Source organism: Methylobacterium sp. WL19, from assembly GCF_008040005.1.
GTDB classification, from domain to species: domain Bacteria; phylum Pseudomonadota; class Alphaproteobacteria; order Rhizobiales; family Beijerinckiaceae; genus Methylobacterium; species Methylobacterium bullatum.
Window position 1 is genome coordinate 1 of record NZ_VRVC01000045.1, and the last position, 19,013, is coordinate 19,013.

The following is a 19,013-nucleotide window of genomic DNA, read 5'->3' on the forward strand; positions in this document are numbered from 1 at the left end:
GCCCCGGTCCGCGAGCCTGTCGGCGGCGAGCGCCCCGATGCCCTCGCCGTTCCCCAGGATGGCGAGGCGCTGGCCGGGAAAGGGGCGCTGCCGGCCCAGCGTCTCCACCGCCGAGAACATGGCGTCGAGCCCGTCGACGCTCAGCAACCCCGCCCGCCGGAACGCCGCCTCGTAGACCGCATCCGGCCGGGCGAGGGCGCCGGTATGGGTGACGGTGTGGCGCAGGGGAGCCGCGTGGCGCCCCGTGCGCAGCACCAGGACCGGCTTGGCGCGGGCGGCGGCGCGGGCCGCCGACATGAACTTGCGCGCGTTGGGAATCACGTTCAGCGACAGCAGGATCGCGCGGGTGTGGATGTCGGCGGCGAAATGGTCGAGGCAATCGGCGATATCGATGTCGCAGGCGGTGCCGAGGGACAGGATGGCCGAGAATCCCACGTCCCGATGCGCGGCCCAGGCGACGATGCCCGCCGCCACCGTGCCCGATTGCGAGATGAGGGCGAGATCGCCCGCCTTGGGCGCCGCCGCGAACAGGCTGGCATCGAGCTGCGCGCGCGGCACGGTCAGGCCCATGCTGTTGGGGCCGAGGAGACGCATGCCCCATTGCCGGGCCCGGTTGCGCACCGCCTCGCAGAGATCGTCCGGCAGATCGGCGGTCAGGATGACGGCCACGGCGGCACCGCGCAGCCCCGCCTTCTCCACCCAGCCCTCCACCTCCGCGGCCTGGGCCACGATCACCACGAGATCCGGCGTTTCGGGCAGGTCGTCGAGGGTGGGAAGGCCCGCCGCGCCGACGAGATGGACGGGGCCGGCGAACCCGGCCTTCCCCAGGTTGCCGACCACGGCCTGGCCGAGCGCGCCTTGACCGACCGCGCCTTGGCCAACCGCGCCTTGGCCGAGGCCGACGACCGCGATCGCCCGCGGGGCGAGCAACGCCTCGAAGCGATAGGTGCTCATGGACTGGCGTGACCTTCGATCAGACCGGGGCGACGGCGTGCGACATCGCGCCGAACGGCAAGGTATAGGGCGCGGATCACTCTCGACCGGGGGAACCACATGTCAGAACCCACAGCTTACGAGATTTCCTGCGCGATCGTCGAGGCGATGCGCTCCCTCATCACCCTGGGCCTGAGCCAGGGCACCGCCGGGAACGTCTCGGTACGCCACGGCGACGGCTTTCTCATGACACCCTCGGGCATCCCGGCCGATGCGCTGCGCCCGGAGGACATCGTGCCGATGAGCATGGAGGGGGAGCACGGCCATGCTCTCGCCCCCTCCTCCGAATGGCGCTTCCATCGCGACATCCTGCGGCGGCGGCCCGAGATCGACGCCGTCGTGCACGCCCATCCGACCTATTGCACCGCCTTCGCCATGTGCGGCACCGAGATTCCCGCCGTCCATTACATGATCGCAGCCGCCGGCGGCCCGACGATACGCTGCGCGCCCTATGCTCCCTATGGAACCGAGGACCTGTCGGTCGCGGCGGTGGCCGCCCTCGACGACCGCCTCGGCTGCCTCCTGGCCAACCATGGCATGATCGCGATCGGCAGTAATCTCGGCAAGGCCTTGTGGCTGGCGGTAGAGATGGAGGCCCTGTGCCGCCAATACGCCGTCGCCCTCCAGGTCGGGAAGCCGGTCATACTGTCCGACGCCGAGATCGCGCGAACGATCAGGCGCTTCGAAAACTATGGGCCACGGAGCCGCACAGAAACGCCTTGAGTTCGCCCCTACGTCCAAGGGCTCGGGCCGCGATGATTACGTAGAGGTTGCTCGGCACGCGCCCTCGGAGGCCGTGACCGGCCTCCCGACATCGGGTTTTCCAGAAAATTTTCTTCCCGGCGCGGTCATTCGGCCGCCCCGCCGGCCGCGTCGGGCACCGCATGTGCGAGCCGATGCACCGTGTAGTTTTTTACCGCATCGCGCATCTGAAGTTGCGAGCGTGAGCTAAAAGAGCTCACCAACTAGCATAAAGGTTCCAGTTTCACAAATAACTTTTGAAACCTCTGTTCAGTTCGATTTTTTTTCCAGCCTAGGGAGTTAAAAAAAGTCTCCCCTCACGCAAAGATCGTCGGCCATTCCTCAGATGCCGAAAGCTCCCGCAGCACACCAGAAGCTTCCTTCAAATTGTTGCGGTTACCCTGGTCTTGCCAAAGCCTCTTGCGCTTTGTTAATGGCTATCATACTAACTGCCTAGTCAATTCAATCTGAAGACAAGACCTTTCGGTCAGGCTCCATCGGCGCCTGGCAGCGGTCTAAGGCTGTCCTACTTTCGGGGGTGCGCGTGGAAATCGAAAACGACTTCGTGGCGGATTATATTGAGCTTACGGCGGATATCGTCTCGGCATTCGTCAGCAACAATTCCGTGCCGGTTTCGGATATTCCGGCCCTCATCGCATCGGTTCATACGACCCTGGGCAGTCTGACGACGGCGAAGACGCCGGAAAAGGCCGAGCCGCTGACCCCGGCCGTGTCGATCAAACGCTCGATCACACCGGATTTCGTCATCTGTCTCGAAGACGGCAAGAAGTTCAAATCGCTGAAGCGCCACCTTCGGACGCGCTATTCCATGACGCCCGAAGAATATCGGGCAAAATGGAACCTTCCGAGCGACTATCCGATGGTTGCTCCGAACTATGCGGCCGCACGGTCGGAACTGGCGAAGAACATGGGGCTCGGCCAGCAGCGCAGGAAATCCCGCGTGAAGGCACCCGTCGTCGAGGCACCGCCGACACCCGCGCCGCGCGGTCGTCGCCCTCGCACGGCCACCAACGCCTCCTGAGCCCGACGAGTCTGTGGCTCGCCTCACCGAGGCGCAACCTCACCCCGGGATACGAGACTTCCGGGGGCGAGACTTCGAGGGGCGAGGCGACGGCCACGACGGAGCCACCAGGACGCGCTTCGGTTTCCGGAGCGCTTCGTCCAAGGCAAGTGAAGCAAAGCCGTGCGTGTGACGAGCGGATGGAATGACCCATTCTCGCTGGATCAACGATCCCAAGCCGCTCGACATGTCTCGCGACGATCGGGACCTCCTCGGACAGGCATCGAACCAAGGTGCCCAAAGCACCTTCGGGGCGAAACAGCCGCAGCCGCGAACCTATCCACAGGAGAGTTGTGGCGCCGGTGACTGTCCGGCTCGTCACGACAACCGACCATACCCGCGCCCGTTGTTCGATTTATCAAAAAAAATCGAGCCTAATTTCGCGATACATTTGAATGAAACTCATTCCTATCTATCCTATATAATAATATATCCCGATATCGGGACATGATGTCTGTCGAACGCCGGCGGGACGACAAGATCTGTGCCCGATAGGACCGGGAATCACACCGGATCTCTTTGAGAGAGACTGAGGACGCGCCGTCCCTGGTCATGCCGCGAGACGATCGTGGTCCATCCGGCGGTCTTTCGCCGCCGTGCCGTTAGGCCTGTCGCAAGGCCCTCCCTGCATTCTCGGAAAACAGGCGGCCGGTGCGGCCGCCCCGAAGGCGGGAAGGGATGCGCATGTCCGGTCGATCGAGCCTCGTCGCGCGCCTGTTCTGGACCACGATCGCCGGCGGCGGCGTCGCCTTCTGGTTCGGACTACCCGCCCTGGCCGCAACCGGCCTCTGCCTTGGCCTGATCCTGCTGCATCGCCTCGACAGGCCCGCGCGTTTCAGGCGGACGGTCCGCCGGCTCGCGCGCACCCATGCCGAGACCCTTGCTCTGCGCCGCCGCCAGGAATGTTTCGAAGACGCCTACGGCAACCGGATCGACGACGGCTGGCTGCGCGAGCGGGATTACTTCGCCGAGCGGACGATCCTGCCGCATCTCGACGCCATGGGGTTCACCGATCTCGCCGATACCCGCTGGCAGACGGTCCTCGACATCGTGGACGATGTCGCTCTCTCCGTCGATCTGCCGGACGAGGACGAGGCGCCGGAGGACGGCATCGCCTACGAGCGCTTCTGCGCCGAGGCCCTGCGCGAGGCGGGCTGGTCGGCGCGCCCGACGAAGGCCAGCGGCGACCAGGGGGCCGACGTGGTCGCCGAGCGCTCAGGCATCCGCCTCGTGCTCCAGTGCAAACGCTACACGAAGCCCGTGGGCAACGCGGCGGTGCAGGAGGCCTCGGCGGCGGCGCGCTACTGGCAGGCGGACATGGCGGCCGTCGTCTCCAATGCCGGCTTCACCCCCGCCGCGCGCAGGCTGTCGGGCGCCACCGGCGTCCTTCTCCTCCACCACGACGCCCTGCGCGACCTCGCGCCCATCCGCAGATCGCGGCGGCTCGACGCCGAGCCCGCCTGAGAGCCCTTCGATGGGACCTCTCGGCGGCGGCGCATACCAAAGTCGGTCATCCGCCAAGGTCCATTTTCCCAAGCAGACCCCCTCATCCTCGCAACTCACCGCCTGCATCGTATGGTCTTGTGGAGGATGCGGGGCCGGAGGGGACATCGGTTGAATCGATCCGATTGCAGGATGCGTGAGAAGGAGGCTGGACAGGGCCCCACGACCTCACTATACCCCCGCTCCAGTCGACGGCGCCAAGCGCTTCGGCGGAGGCCCAGGTAGCTCAGTTGGTAGAGCATGCGACTGAAAATCGCAGTGTCGGCGGTTCGACTCCGTCCCTGGGCACCATTCGGCTTTAAGTGATTGATCCGTTGATATCTTAGGCAAATTCGGGGCTGACCGGTATACATGACCGGGGTACAAGCTCGATGGGCCTTCGTATGACGACTGCGACAACACGCCGCGACTCAAGCTTCCGTCAATTGCAGAAGCGTGTCCCGGCCGATGTTGTCGCGCGAGGGGGTGGACGATCCTATCCCATCACACTCCCAGCATATGGGCCGGCGCCGGAATGCGTGGCCGAAATCACGATTCGGCCTGTCATCAAACTGTCTTTGCGTGTCCGCGACCCGGCTGCTGCGAAAGCGCGCATTGGGGCAGTCACCTCCCAACTGGAGCGCATCTTCGATAGCTTGCGCGCCGGCTTGGTCGAGCTCAGCCACCGGCAGGCAGTCGCGTTATCTGGGGAAGTTTACCGCCTCGTTGTCGAACGCTTCGAGATGAACCCAGGCGAACCAGAGGACTGGGAGGCTTGGAAAGGTTTCCATTGGGCGGCAATGGAAGGCCGCCTGCCAAATCCGCCATCGATCACGTGGCAGGAGATCATGAACGAGCGTCTTGCAGCGCTCGGCGCCTTTGGGGTTTCACACGGACCAATTCTGCTCGACGTCATCGAGAGCCTTCCGCCAGGGGACAGTGAAAAGAGCCTCGAAGTCCGCTTTGGGCTGCTTGCTTCCTGGGTGCTCGCGCGGCACGCGCTTGAGGTAACCCCAAGCAGCCGCCTCAAGCTTCTACAGCAGGTTGCGGAAGCCTCGCTGGATGCGGGCTGGGCGATGAAGCGGGCATCGCTGGGAGACTACACACCAGATCCGAAGGCGAACCGCTTTCCACCGGTCTTCACTCAAAACACCGCACCGGGAATCAACCTCACCACTCTGTTTGAGCATTGGCAAAGGGAAACAAAACCCGCACCAGCCACACTCGCGACTTGGAAGCCTGTTGTTTTGTCCTTTCGCGCACACGTAGAGGACCAGCTTGTCGCACGGCTTACCGTCAAAGACATCATCAGTTGGAAGGACAAGCTACTTGATCAGGGCCGCTCGGCGAGCAATATCAATGGAACCTATATCGCCTGCATCCACGCCCTGTTGTCTCACGCCAAGCGAAATGGCCACGTAGTGCAAAATGTGGCAGCCGGTATCGGTTTAAAAGTCAAACGGGTAGCAGGCACAGGTAAGCTTCCCTACGAAGATGCGGAAGTAGCTGCTCTACTCGGTCTCGCGCAAAAGCAAACTCATGCGGCGAGGCGTTGGATACCGCTCCTAGCAACCTGCTCAGGCGCACGTGCGGGCGAGTTAGCACAGCTTTGGGCTGAACGGGTGCGTCAGATCGATGGGGTTTTTGTGATGGAACTTCGCCCCGCGGAGGATGGCGGAACATTCAAAAATGCTGGTTCGGAGCGCGTCGTGCCGTTGCACCATGCACTAATCAAAGCCGGTTTCCTTGATTTCGTGAGGGCTAAAGGACAAGGCCCCCTGTTTTATGGCCGCGTCACAGGACGTGGCGAGCGGCATGCTTCAAAGGGCACAGTCAATCACCTCGCGGGCTGGATACGTAAACAGCCGGGTTTTGATAACCCACGCAAGGCCCCAAACCACGCTCTACGTCATTGGTGGAAAAGCACAGCGTCTCGGGTCGGGATATCTGACAGCCGTGCTGATCACCTTCAAGGACACGTAGGTCAGGGAGAGGCTGCAGGATATCGGCACTTTCAAGACCTTAAGTCGTTAGCCGAGGATATAGAGCGCATACCAATTCCGGCATATTGAACTGCCGCACCGGCATCTTTTCCTCTGCCACGATGGTACTCAGCGTCGCGCACATTATTTGTCAGCGGTAAGCTGCGTTCGGAAGCAGAAGTTATCCATTATGACGAAAGGCTAACAGGCTGTCAGGTGGCAGAGCATGATTAAGCCTTTGAATGGGTTAATTGCTCAACTTGTATGAAGTGTCCAGTCAGCCAGTCTCGCAGGTATCGATGAAAGGCAAACGTTCCGGGAGCGTAATGGACGAGGCGCCGAAACCAGTCGAGCCAGTCACTCTGCCGGCCTCGAAAGAAGGCCTCTAAAACTAAGCCAGTTGCCGCCTTCCTTCTTAGTACTGATTGGGCATCGCGGTAGCCCCATACAGCCTTGAGGAACTCAATGACTACCGTGAGGTGGGATATCATTTCGGCATCGTTCCCCCCGATGTATCTTAAAGCAGCCTTAAGGCGGTACAGCCGGTTGTCGTCCTGACAGTAAATCTCATAGAGGGCATCGCCCTTGAGCGACACGAATGAATGTTGACGGGCTACCAGCCCGACCAGGGCCTTGCCATAGGCGGCCATGGACAGCGCACCGGTCTCGACTGCTGCCATTAAAGTAACTTGCATCCAGATGCCTTCACATCCGCTCGCTGCCGTGGCCCAAGACCGGTAGCGTGCATCATCCGAGAGCAAGGGTACGCCGTGTTCCTGTGAGAGGAAGGCTGCATCAAGAAAGCTTGAGCCGGCCATATCCATCATCATGTCGGCGACCTCGGACGTCTTGTCCGGGACCAGGACCGAGTGCACCTCGCAAGTTGCGACGATCTTGTCCCGCCCTTCTTCGAGCACGGCAATTTGGGAGCGGAGGAAATCGTCGTCGATCTCCTGCCGATAGAATTGACCCTCGTGCCAAGACATCGTCATTTGACGGTGGCCGATGCCTTGGCGCTGCTTCTCGATCATGCGCTCGATCATGCGGATGCAGGATGCGGGCGCATGGAGCGTCCCGAACCAGGACTTCAGCGTTGGCAGCAGGTCCATCTCCGCGGCAACCCACGCTGTGTAGGGATCGAGGACCGCGCCGCGCCCGCGCGCCGCGAGGGCCGTTGCGCTGGCTGCCTCACGTTCCTTGCCGTCGCCCGTGCAGGTGGTGACATGTGCGCCTAGCGTCGTTACGTACTGCGCGAATCCAACCGGATCGCCCCCGAGCGCGCGAGCCACGACTGCCAACGGCAGTTGCTGATCGACGTAGAGCCTAGCGGTTCGCTCGTTGTGCTCCGCCGACCTGCGCACCATCGCGAGTGCCGCCGATACGTCGCCCTCTTGCATTGTGACACGCGACAGCCCCGGCGTACCCGGAAACCGTATCTCAAACTCCTCCATGATCCGGTGGTGGAGTTGAAGGTATTTCCCGTGGACCGAAGCAACCGTCCAGGTCTCGGGGTCGCCTCCCATCTTGGGAATCTCGAAGGTATCGCCTTCTCGCTTGCCCGCGACAAGCCTCGCGATGGGACTGTTGAGCGTCTCGACGGCAATACCGAAGAACTCAGGTCCGTCGTCGATGGCGAAGGACCGACCTGCCCCCATAGGTCCCATAAGAGCAACATAAGCACCTGGGCCAGCTTCCTTCATCCGGAAACCTGGGCCTCCGTTGCGGAGAAGCCCGAGGCCCACGTATCCAAGAGCGACGTCGGGGCGGTCGGGATGCCTTCTGACAAGTTCGTAGGCCGCCGCGTAAGCCTCGGCACGATTTCCTGCCACGGCGATCTCCATGATCAACATCATGGCGTGCTCCGGGGCCCCCTTCATCCGCGCGAGCGTCACCGACCTCAGTAGCTTGCGGGTGGCCTTCGCCTGACCAGATCGTCGCATCGCCTCGACGAGTCGCAATGTCACGTAGATATCATCCTCCTCCGCGGCGCGCAGGCGCCTTAGTAGGGCAAGTGCGTCGGGCACCTTTCCAAGATCGAGCAGGACGCTGGCATGCGCTCGTGCAATCTCATGGCTCGACCGGACCGTCGCTGATAGGCCCTCGAAGAAACGCAGATTTCTCGGACGATGAGGCCGCTCGTTTGCATGCGCGATGGCGAGCCATGCATTTTCCCGCTCGTATCCCCGAGTAGGGACGTAGCCGTTCAGCAACTCAATAATGTCGGTTGGGGTACCGAGATCACGGGCAAGGCTGGCCACCATCAGCCGGCCAGCCATGTGTGTGTCGGCATCTACGCAAGCGAACGCGTCCCTGTACGCGCGCTCGGCCAAGGCAACGTCACCGGTCTCGGTCGCGACGCGAGAAACCAGCACGAGCGCCCGAGGGCTATGGGCGAATTCCGTTACTAGCTCTTCGAGGACGGGCGCGTCCGCCGATTTTGCTTTGACCTTTGCCAAGCGGCAAATGGCATCGACCACTGCCCGTTCGAAGTCCGGAACGTTCGCGACGGCGAAACGCTCGGCCGCCAGATCCCACCGCCCCTCTTGCACGTTGATGTAGCCGGCATGAAAGGCCAAATCGGGGTCTTCGGGGAGGCGGTCGATCAGACGGCGTCCGAGTTCCATATCGCCGTACGAGAGTGCGACCATAACGGCGTTCAGCAGCACGTCGGGCTCTATGAAGCCGGCATCCGCGATCCGCGTCGCTCTCTCGACCGCCTTCTCGGCATCATTGAGGATGTGATGAGCGATCAAGGCACCTACGAGGGCTTCGACACCATCTCCGAAGCGGCTTTTCAGGCTGAACTGACCTGCCGTCCAGTAAGCATCGAGCACCTCCGCGCCCGACTGAAGTTGCCGACGCTGGTCGTCTGTCGGCAAGTGGGTCCGCTGAACACGCTCGTCACGACTGATCTCGTCGATATCCGCGAGGGCGCGGACGAACGCCAAGTGCTTCGAGTTGGGGAACAGTTCCGAACCGCGTCGTGCCAACTCCCACCACACAGGGCGGTTCTCGCGCCCGCGATGGAAGGCAATCTCTCCGGCCGCCACCTCCTCGCAACTGCGGATGCCTTCAGGGACATCGGCAAGTGGGCGTTCGATCTCGGGAAGTCGGACGGCAAACTGCGGTAGGTAGGAGCCGAGTGTCTTGTTCGTCGGGTCCCGTTGCAATTCTTCGGCAGCATAACCGTAGGCGGCACGGACCTCGCCGCGAACGAAGTAGGCAAGCGCACGGTTGGCCACAGCTCGCTGATCGGTGGGCGCCTCGTCGAAGGCGTCAAGCAGCCAACGGCTGGCGCTCTCACCATCGTCCAGCGCGAGGTACCTATGACCGATGTTTGCCTTCACGCGGAAGCGGATGGTGCCGCTGGCGTTGGGTGGAAGGTCTTCCAGCAGATGCAGGAATTCTTGAAGGGCTTCGCTCGGATTGAGCGCAGAAGCTCTGTCGCGAAGCCGATCAATCTGCTTATCGAGTAGTTGCTCCAACGGATTTGAAGAGTGCAGTCCATCATTCGGGGCGATGACGGACAAACCGGTCGGCGCCCCAATGCGCATCTTGTCGGCGATTAATGTCGCAAGGGCGTCATGATCGACCGTTGTGTAGGTCAGGGTACTACCGGGCAGTGCGAAGATGGAATCGCGCCCGGACCTAGAAGTGATCGAGGTGTTGTTGTGGGTGACCTGCTCGGACGTTCGGTATGGCGCGCCGTGCGGGTCCCACGGCGCGCTAATCAGTTTCCCGAGCGGCTGCCGGGATCCATCCTAACGTTGCTGAACGTGAAGTCGCCGTCAGACCGGGACCGAACGCCGATTTCCCGCGCATCCTGAATGTTGTCGATCATCACGTTACCACCGACGTCGAGGTCCAGTGCGATCCTCGCGTGCGCCAAGGTGTTCCGGGCCGCTTCATCATGGCGCATCGCGTCCAGAAAGGCTTGCAGCACTGGCCGGATCTCTTCGACTTCGTCAGGCCGCAGGTCGGGAATGGCCAGCGCGAGTTCCGCCTTGCCCTCGTCTTGGGTCTCGGTAGCCTCCAACTTTTCCGTCGCCCTGGCCGCCCGGCGCCCAAACAAGTCTCCAACCTTCCCTTTCAGTGCTTGATAGGCGTCCTTCGTCATCTCCTTTACGGTCGCGTCGGCGACCAGGCTGCCCCCTGCAATCAGGGCCGTACTAAGCAGCGAAACGTCCAGCAGCATCAGGTCCGATCCATCCCAGAACTTAAGAACAAAATAGGCACAAATCCTCTTGAAGGGAAGCCCTCACCATGCCTATGGATTGATCGAGAAACGTGTATCGCGAGTGGACAATGCGCCATCCGCAGATGTCACTCGACACCTGCCCAATGGCAGTAACGGCTCATTTTTCAGTGCACATTTGGGTATACCCTGGCGTGACGTAACATAGCTGTCGCCTGTCATCGTAACATCTGGGTTGACACCGGCTATTTGTGACAAGGTAGCCTCGGGCCTAAAGCTTGAGGTTACAAACCATGGCCCGCATCGGTTACGCTCGCGTCAGTACGATTGATCAGGATCTCGCCGGGCAAGTCGCCCGGCTGAAGGCCGAAGGCTGCGGGGTCATTCGTTCGGAGAAGGTCTCCGGCGGCAGCCGCGACGGCCGAGCTGAGTTGACGACGGTGCTTGAGTTCCTACGGCCCGGCGACGAACTCATGGTCACGCGCCTCGACCGGCTCGGCCGTGATACCCGAGACGTACTCAACCTCATTCACGAGGCCGAGCAGCGCGGCGCCCACGTCACCGTACTCGACCCGCACGTCTCAACCCGAGGCGAAATGGGTCATGTGGTCCTGACCGTGCTCGGCATGGTGGCGCAGATGGAACGCCGGTTTATCAAGGAGCGCCAGCGCGAAGGCATCGAGCGGGCGAAGGGCAGCGGTGCTTATGCTGGCGGCAAACGCCGCCTCGACCGCGACCGGATCATGTCGTTGTCGAAGGCGGGCAATGGCGCCGCCGCAATCGCTGCGGTCTTGGGCTGTTCCCGCATGCAGGTGTATCGGGTGTTGCGAGAGCCCTAACGGTGCCTCATCTCGACCGGGATGATCCAATCCGCTTGGAGGATCGTGCCGGACACTGGCAGCAGGGGCCTCAGTTTCGGCTTCTGGATCGAATTAGTCCGGATTTAACTTTGCAGCAATCGTTTAGCGGTTCAGCCCGAACACCCAGGCCAAATCGCTACTAGACCTGGCGTTGATCTGAAGGAACTGCCGAATGGCAGCCGAAGACATCCTGGGTTCCACCCAAAAGCGATGTCTTTCGAATAGCTAGCTCTTACCCGCCCGCATCAGCACTTTTCCGACGATCCAGTGAATGATTTTATCATCGCCTCGTACTTCGAATGCTGCAAGCTATCAGGTATCATGGAAAGGAATAACTAGCCCTTGCTATTTGCAGTCACTCGGACAAGCTGCTTAAGTGCGTAGGGGTGCCCGGCATCGAGGCTGAGGGGGCCCACGAAGCCACCGTTCCTATCCATAACGTAGATCATCAAAGTGTGCTCAAGGGTATAGTTGCCATCTTTGAGTGGAACTTTGATTACTGTCACGCGATAGGCATCTACGACCCGCTTTATCTCTTCGGTTTTTCCAGTCAATCCTACGATCCGGTCGCCGAAGGACGGCATGTATTCGCGCATGACCTCGGCGGTGTCCCGCTCCGGATCAACCGTTATGTAGTACGCCGGGATATCCCCGCCTTGCTGGTGAAACTCATCAAGTAGGTTGCTGAGGTCCGCCAGCGTTGTCGGGCAGACGTTCGGGCACTGGGTGAACCCGAAGAACACCAGGAACGGCTTACCCCTTAACGTGGCCGAATCGAGTTCGCCTCCCTGGGAGGATTGCAGCCGGAACGGGCCACCGATCCCCGACACCGCAGGGGGCGCTGGTCCGCGCGGCCACATGGCGATGGTGGTACCTATGATCGCCATGGCAGCCAGGGCGAATGCGGCAAGGATCAGATTGCTCGCTCCGCGGCTGGTTGCAAACATTGGCCGGCGCTCATCGGGCATGATCGTGGCCGCCATGGTCGGCACTCGTTCCTTTGGCTGCGATACCCTCGATCAAGAACTCAACCGGCACCACGCCGGCCTTCTCAAATGTCAGTGTACCCTTGATCATCTCACCCTGCTTCAATGGCGCTTTCAGCCCCATGAACATCAGATGGTAGCCGCCTGGCCCCAGGGTCACGGTCGCGGCGGGCTTTATCACCAAGCCACCCTCGACCGGTGCCATTTTCATGACCCCGTTTTCCATCGTCATGGAGTGCACTTCGACCTCGGCAGCCTGGTCAAAAGCTCCACCGATAAGGCGGTCCGGCTCGCTACCTGTATTGGTCACGCTCACGTAGCCCCCGGCGACCTTGGCGCCACCCGGCGTGGCCCGGGACCAGGGATGGCCGATTTTCAGAGAGCCGGCGCTATACTCATGAGCATATGCCCCGCCTGCGGCTGCTAGCAATGCCACGAGAGTGCAGAGATGCCTGATGCAGTTCGCATTGGTTTTCATGGCGCTTCTCCAGGTTCTACGGGTTGAGGTGGCGTGGAGGGGCTGACGGGAAACGTGGCGGCCTGTCGCGGGAGCATCGAGCGGGTCGGGTCCGCGGCGTTCAAATCATCGAACCTGTGGAGGAGCCGGCGTACCTCTCCGGCTGTCCAAACAAGCCCGCCCCGTGGTTTCGGGACGCCTTGCATTCGCAGGTTGAGGGCAATCCCACCACAGGTCGTGACACCTGAATCTCGCAAGCTACCGACGATGAGGCGGAGATCATCAAGGAACCGACGAGCCTTCGCGGTTGAAGCGCTTCTGCCGGCGTCGCCCCGCCTCGGCCGCTTGGTGGGACGGCCATTCACCACCGATACCGTAGGCCGCCGTAGACCGCGCGCCCAGTACCGGCATTGAAGATTTCCGAGGTCAGGTTGGCAACTCCAGCAATCGCCACGCTTGAGATGTAGCGGCGGTCGAGGAGGTTTCGCGCTTCGACGTAGCCTGACCAGTCTCGCCCTGTATCGTAACCGATCCTGAAGTTCAGGAGGGCGTAAGACGGCACCGTCAAGCTGTTGGCGTTGTCCGCGAAATAGGGTTGCGGCGACCACTCGACGTTCGGACCCACGTAAAAGCCGTTAGGATGCCGGTACAGCATCTCAGCGCGCAGATAGTGCGTCGGAACCCCCGGCAAAGTGTTATTGCCGTAGCGCGGGTCCTGATCAAAAAAGAATTCGTTGTAGGTGTAGGCGGCATTGAGCCAGATCCGATCCTCGAACGTGAATAGCGATTTGAGGAAGGCGATCCCGAACCCAGCTTCAACGCCCTGGTGCACGGTGCGGTCTGCGTTCACGATGCTGCAAGGGCTAAAAATCGAAGTCGTCAAGCACTGCAGCTCGTTCCTGATCTCCGACCGATAGAGCGAGAGATCCCAGGTGAAGTCAGGCCGGACACCACGTGTCCCGATCTCGTAGGTCGTTGCGGTTTGGGCTCGCAGGTTGGATGTCGCCACTGACCCGAACGAGTTTGCATCGAAGGTCGGCGCTTCAGCACTGCCCGAAATGTTACCGTACACCTGCCACGTGGGATCAACGTTCCAGAGCAGGCCTACACGAGGCTTTGCGATGTCGTAGGTGTTGCGGCCGGACTGATTGCCATCAGACAGGAAGCGGTCCTTCCGATCACGGGTTGCGTGCATGAAGAGGCCGCCGCCGACGAGAGCGACGTTGGGTAGGACGTAGAACGAGTTCTCCAGGTAGGCCGTCACGTTCTCGGAATAGTCGAGCGTGGAGAACGTCAGTGCGCCCTTCCTGGCGCCAGTCAGGTTGACGAACTGCCGGTAGTCAATCGTGCCGTTGTCGATGTTGACCCCAGCGACCAGGCGGTTGCGGAAGCCGCCAATGATCCTGTCGTCGGTCGCCCGGACGAACCCGCCGTAATCCTGCACGGTGTAATCGAGGTACTGATAGATCGGATGATCGACGTGGCGCTGGACGGTGAAGAAACCGAAATCCACCGTGGTTTCGTCAAACCGCAGGGTCGTTTTGTTGGCAAGCCGCACCGAATCGACATTGCGCTGCTGATCCTGTCGAACCCATTCCGGGTTAGCGGCGCGCGGGTTCGTCAGCGCCGTCCGCCGGTCCACCTCGCCGGGGATGCGTTGGTTGACCGTGTTCGCGTTAATGTAGAAGCGCGTCTCGGCCTGGGGCGAGAACTGGTAGCCGACGTTGGCACTGCCGCGCACCGACTCGCCATTGCTGTGCTCACGGAAGCCGTCGAAGCGCTCTCCAGACAGCGTGATGAAATAGTCGAGTGGCCCTGACACCCCACCTGTAGCTGCCTGGCTCTTCACATAGCCGAAGGCGCCGGCATCAACTCGGGCGTCGAAGGGAAACACGTCACGGCCGGTCGGCGTGACGAGGTTGATCGCCCCACCGAGGGCGTTGCCACCAAAGCGCAGGGCGTTGGCCCCCTTGAAGACCTCGACGTAGCGGTAGGCGGTCGGATCGATCTCGAAGAAATCGACGAGGCCGTCGGAGGTGTTGATCGGGATGCCGTCCTGAAAGACGTTGATGCCGCGGTTGCCGTAGTTGCGGGACAGACCGGAGCCGCGGATCGACAGGCGAGCGTCGGAGCCGAACCTCGGCTGAACGATGACGCCTGGCACGAAATCGAGAACGTCCTTGAGCGTCTGCGCCGGCCTGTTCTTGTAGGCGGTGTCGGGAACGATAGCGACGGCACCGGCCGTGCGCTGGATCTCGGCTGTGGCTTGCGCCGTATTCAGTACCGTCAGTGCGCCTCCGCCTCGCCCCAGCGTCGGCTCTGCCACGACGGAAAGTTCATCGAGTTGCGCTGATGCCGATGGAGAGGTTTGTGCTAAGGCGGCTGTGCTCGGGAGCGTCAGGAGCAGGGCAAGGCACAGCTCGACCCGTGATGAGGGATGCATGTCATAGGTCCGTGGTCTGAAAGATCGGAAGGCGAGCGATCAATCAGACGACGGGTGGGGCTCGTGCGCTGGCGCTGATGCTTGGAGGGGCGCGGGGAGCGGCGACGACTTCGTGCCGCCATGTGGTCCGGACGGCATGCCGGATCGGCCACTCAATCGTCACTGCCGCAAGAACCGGGGCGTCGAGGGACGGCGCAACATGGGCAGCCGTGCAGCACGAGAGATGACTGTGGACCGGAGGGGCTTTGGTTGGGCTTTTCTCTGAAGTCCCGCCGTCCTGAAGGCAGAGGCTGTGATCTGGACCGAGCGTTCCAACGCCGCCCATGCCCCCAAGTAGCGCTTGAAGCGCAAGCGCATAGAGCGCAGCCACCGCGATGACCGCGCGGCAGACTCTCCAGTCCGGCTGCCACATGCGCATCATAGAGGCGTATGGCAAAGCTTCGCGTTTCGTCAATGTAAAGGAGCGGGGTGCGGTAAGTTTGCTTACGGCTGTGTCTCAGACTCGCATCTTCGGCCGCCAGCATGTGCAATTGGCATTCAAAGCACACGTCGAAAAAAACCTCTCGCGAGCAGTTCCGCCACATTGACCCGCATAGGAGCGTGGCCATACGCAATGATGATGTGCGGAAACCGGCTCAATTGGGCGGCTTGCCGCGCGGCCGTTGCTGTGGTCGCGCTGTACGCTCTTGTGCTTCAAGGCCTTCTTGGCGGTATGGCCGTAGGTCGCTCGCTTGATACCGCTCACATCCTTTGCCTCACTGACGCACGCTTCTCGCAGGATGGACCAGTCAAGGCTCCACCAATTCATAGCCAGATGTCGTGCTGTACCGCCGCCCATATTGCGCCTTCCCTCGACGTTCCCGTGCTTGCGGCGTCGCCGATCATCTGGCCATTCCGCCACACGGCCCGAACCTCATGGCGTCCCGAGGTAGTCACACGTCCACGCGCCCCCCCTGGGATAAGCGCCAGTGCGCGAGCTCCGCCAGTTGTCTGACTGATTGTTCGTCTTTCGATCTCTCAGACTTTGGAATTTTGTCATGTACCCAGTTCCCCGGGTCGAGCTGTGCCTCGCTCTGTTATTCACTTTGCTTGCCACCACCTCTGTTTTCGCGCAAACTGGCAGTCCCAGTGCAACACCTGTTACCCTTCCTGAGCTATCCGTCGAAGGAGCGGGAAAAACCACAAACGGCACTATCACTGTACCCAGCGTTGCAGCCCAAAGAGCATTGGTGAATTCCACGGTCGGCTCGGTAGCCTTCGTCGATGCCAGGGATTTCCAGAACCGGTACGCCAATACCCTTCGTGACGTTTTGAAGGATACGCCGGGCGTCTTCGTGCAGGAGCGCTACGGTCAGGAAATGCGTCTCTCGATCCGAGGATCGGGAATTTCGCGCGGCTTCCATCTACGTGGGATCGAGGTTCTTCAAGACGGCATTCCAATCAACCTCGCCGACGGCAGCGGTGATTTCTATCAAATCGACCCCCTCGCTCTGCGGTCGGTAGAGGTCTACAAAGGGGGGAACGCGCTAACGTTCGGCGCAACGACTCTTGGCGGGGCAATCAACTTCGTTACCCCTACCGCCTACACCGCATTTGCCCCCAACATTCTGCGAATCGACGGTGGCAGCTTCGGCACCATACGCGAAAACTTCCAGTTCTCCCGCATCTCTGGACCGGTGGACTTCCTTATCAATGGGACGATCACGAATTCAGATGGGTACCGCGATCACGAGTCGCAGCGCACACAGAACTTCAACGCCAATATCGGGTACAAACTCGCGCCGGGCGTTGAGACGCGGTTCTATGTCGGCGTCTACCTTACCGACCAGAAACTACCCGGTACGCTGACGCTGTTCAACGCGCTCAACGCCCCGACCATCGCCAACCCCTCAGCTGTCGCCGGCAACCAGTCCCGCAAAGTTGAGACAGAACGGATCGCAAACCGGACCTCATTCGCGCTGGATGTCGGCAAGCTCGATATCGACACATGGGCGATCCACAAATCGCTCTACCATCCGATTTTCCAGGTCATCGATCAGGACGGCTGGACGTATGGGATCTCACCACACTGGTCAGGCACATTCGACATCGCGGGCTACCGCAACGATACGATTCTTGGCCTGCGCGCCTCGGCAGGCCAGAACTCAGCGCTGCAGTTCTTTAACGTCGCTGGACAGCGCGGCGGCCAGACTCTCAACGCCCTCCAGAGTGCGTCCAACTACGAAGCCTATGGCGAAAATCGATTCTGGTTCCTCCCCGATGTAGCACTGATGACGGGCGCCAAGGCATTTTCCTCGAACCGCACCTATAGCAACAAGGGTGGTTTTGCTGCCAACCCCAATGTCCAGTTCGCCAATGCTACATATGAAGGCATTAACCCGAAGATCGGCCTACTGTGGCAGCCGCTCCCCGACATTCAAGTCTTCGGTGACATCACCCGCTCGCGCGATGTGCCGGATTTCTCCGACTTGGCGCAGCAGAACTCCCTCCGCACGACCTTCGTGCCTCTTGAGGCGCAACGGGCCTGGACCTACGAGGCAGGAACGCGCGGTCGCATCGACCGGCTCGCTTGGGACGTGACCCTCTATCGATCCGAGATCCGCGACGAATTGATCAATTTCTCGATCAACCCCGGACTCAATATTCCGGCCGCGACCTTCAATGCACCGCGCACACTGCACCAGGGCGTGGAGGCGGCAGTATCTATCGATATGGTGCGCGACTTTAGTGGAATTGGGGACACAATCATCGCCTCGCAAATCTGGACCCATAACGACTTTCGTTTCATCAACGATCCAGTCTTCGGCAATAACCAGATCGCCGGTATTCCACGGGATGTTTTGCGCACTGTCCTGACCTATGCCCACCCCGGTGGGTTCTACTTTTCGCCTTCAGTGGATTGGGTGCCGCAGGGGGCCTTCGCTGACCACGCTAATACACTGCAAGTCCCGGGCTACGCGCTGTTCAACATCCAGACTGGGATCGATTTCAAGAACGGAGTCTCATTGTTCCTGGATGCTCGCAACCTGACGGACGAGCGCTATATCTCCGACATCTCGGTAGTGACTAATGCATCGACTGCCGTGGGCGGCGCGGCGGCGCTGGCAGCGTTCTATCCAGGCAACGGACGCAGCTTCTTTGGCGGCGTACGCGCGTCGTTCTAAGCGACGTTTGCCTTGGCGTCGCGGACCGTTCCGCGACGTCTCGGCCACCCATGCAAACGGTGACCGCAACTAGGACCCACGCCGTGTCGTCGTTGACTCGCCGCGCGACTGCGACAGGGCCTCAGCCTTCATCACCTCGAACTCGGCCTCCGACAGGCTGCCGCCGGCGCGAAGCTGCGCCAGCCGTTCGATTTCGGCGATCACGTCACGCTGCGGCGGGGCTACAGGGGCAGCCGGGGTTTGTGTCGAAGGCACGGTGCTAATTGTAGCGGGCACGGCACCGGCTGCCGGGGGCAACCCGAACCGGTTCGGCCCCGGCGTCCCGGCAAAGCAGGCGAAGACCAGCGCGACGGGGCTGAGCAACAACCACCACCCCGAATGGTCGGTGTCGTGCATCCGGCGGATTCCCGCCGCCACCTGCGGCAGGAGGTGAACGAGGTGGACGAGGCCGACAAACAGGCCACCATCCTTGTTGCCGGTGGCGAAGGCCGCATCGAGCACGAGCGCGATCAGCGCGATGCCGAAGTACACAAGAATGAAGCGCCAGTAGTCGCCGCGCGAGGTCCGGCCAGAAAAGTCGCGATAGCTCCGCATCGCACTGAGGTACGAGTTCATGTTCCAGATCCTAG

The 19,013-nt window shown here is 61.3% G+C and carries 13 protein-coding genes and 1 tRNA gene; 7 read left to right on the forward strand and 7 right to left on the reverse strand.

Annotated elements, in window-relative coordinates; genetic code table 11:
- Positions 1-954: CoA-binding protein (locus FV220_RS11060; RefSeq protein WP_187273390.1), on the reverse strand; the 954-nt coding region annotated here is incomplete at its 3' end.
- Between the two features lie 99 nt (positions 955-1,053).
- On the opposite strand from FV220_RS11060, the gene FV220_RS11065 reads away from it, so the two are divergent.
- From FV220_RS11065 to FV220_RS11085, 5 genes are all read left to right on the forward strand, one after another.
- On the forward strand, positions 1,054-1,716 hold the full coding sequence (locus FV220_RS11065; RefSeq protein ID WP_056143452.1) for a class II aldolase/adducin family protein: 663 nt from the start codon (positions 1,054-1,056) through the stop codon (positions 1,714-1,716).
- A gap of 562 nt (positions 1,717-2,278) precedes the next feature.
- Positions 2,279-2,776 carry a MucR family transcriptional regulator gene (locus FV220_RS11070; protein ID WP_056143616.1) on the forward strand — a complete coding sequence of 166 codons (498 nt, stop codon included), beginning with the start codon at positions 2,279-2,281 and terminating at the stop codon, positions 2,774-2,776.
- A gap of 723 nt (positions 2,777-3,499) precedes the next feature.
- On the forward strand, positions 3,500-4,279 hold the full coding sequence (locus FV220_RS11075; RefSeq protein ID WP_147831350.1) for a restriction endonuclease: 780 nt from the start codon (positions 3,500-3,502) through the stop codon (positions 4,277-4,279).
- Between the two features lie 254 nt (positions 4,280-4,533).
- Positions 4,534-4,609, forward strand: a tRNA-Phe gene (locus FV220_RS11080).
- Positions 4,610-4,836: 227 nt separating this feature from the next.
- Positions 4,837-6,369 (forward strand): hypothetical protein, encoded by a 1,533-nt coding sequence (locus FV220_RS11085; RefSeq protein ID WP_147831352.1) that lies wholly within the window; start codon positions 4,837-4,839, stop codon positions 6,367-6,369.
- A 140-nt stretch (positions 6,370-6,509) separates the two neighbouring features.
- Here the strand turns inward: FV220_RS11085 and FV220_RS11090 are convergent, their stop codons facing one another.
- Both FV220_RS11090 and FV220_RS11095 read right to left on the reverse strand, forming a co-directional pair.
- A complete protein-coding gene (locus FV220_RS11090; protein WP_147831354.1) occupies positions 6,510-9,833 on the reverse strand; it encodes a hypothetical protein in 3,324 nt (1,107 codons plus the stop codon).
- A 176-nt stretch (positions 9,834-10,009) separates the two neighbouring features.
- Positions 10,010-10,474 (reverse strand): hypothetical protein, encoded by a 465-nt coding sequence (locus FV220_RS11095; RefSeq protein ID WP_147831356.1) that lies wholly within the window; start codon positions 10,472-10,474, stop codon positions 10,010-10,012.
- A gap of 293 nt (positions 10,475-10,767) precedes the next feature.
- Here FV220_RS11095 and FV220_RS11100 point away from each other — a divergent pair, with 293 nt between their 5' ends.
- Positions 10,768-11,313 (forward strand): recombinase family protein, encoded by a 546-nt coding sequence (locus tag FV220_RS11100; RefSeq protein WP_147831358.1) that lies wholly within the window; start codon positions 10,768-10,770, stop codon positions 11,311-11,313.
- 356 nt (positions 11,314-11,669) lie between these two features.
- Here FV220_RS11100 and FV220_RS11105 read toward each other — a convergent pair whose 3' ends face one another.
- From FV220_RS11105 to FV220_RS11115, 3 genes are all read right to left on the reverse strand, one after another.
- Entirely contained in the window at positions 11,670-12,317 is a 648-nt protein-coding gene (locus FV220_RS11105) for an SCO family protein (RefSeq protein ID WP_147831360.1), read from the reverse strand.
- Positions 12,292-12,798, reverse strand: a complete 507-nt coding sequence (locus tag FV220_RS11110) for a copper chaperone PCu(A)C (protein ID WP_147831362.1) — start codon at positions 12,796-12,798, stop codon at positions 12,292-12,294. The genes FV220_RS11105 and FV220_RS11110 overlap by 26 nt, the downstream gene beginning before the upstream one ends.
- A 340-nt stretch (positions 12,799-13,138) precedes the next feature.
- Positions 13,139-15,220: a TonB-dependent receptor gene (locus FV220_RS11115; protein WP_147831364.1), complete on the reverse strand. Its 2,082-nt coding sequence runs from the start codon at positions 15,218-15,220 to the stop codon at positions 13,139-13,141.
- 1,037 nt (positions 15,221-16,257) lie between these two features.
- Between FV220_RS11115 and FV220_RS11130 the strand changes: the two genes are divergently transcribed.
- Positions 16,258-18,384: a TonB-dependent receptor gene (locus tag FV220_RS11130; RefSeq protein WP_147831368.1), complete on the forward strand. Its 2,127-nt coding sequence runs from the start codon at positions 16,258-16,260 to the stop codon at positions 18,382-18,384.
- A gap of 69 nt (positions 18,385-18,453) precedes the next feature.
- On the opposite strand, the gene FV220_RS11135 is transcribed toward FV220_RS11130, so the two are convergent.
- Positions 18,454-18,999 (reverse strand): DUF805 domain-containing protein, encoded by a 546-nt coding sequence (locus FV220_RS11135; RefSeq protein WP_147831370.1) that lies wholly within the window; start codon positions 18,997-18,999, stop codon positions 18,454-18,456.
- Between the last annotated feature and the right edge of the window lie 14 nt (positions 19,000-19,013).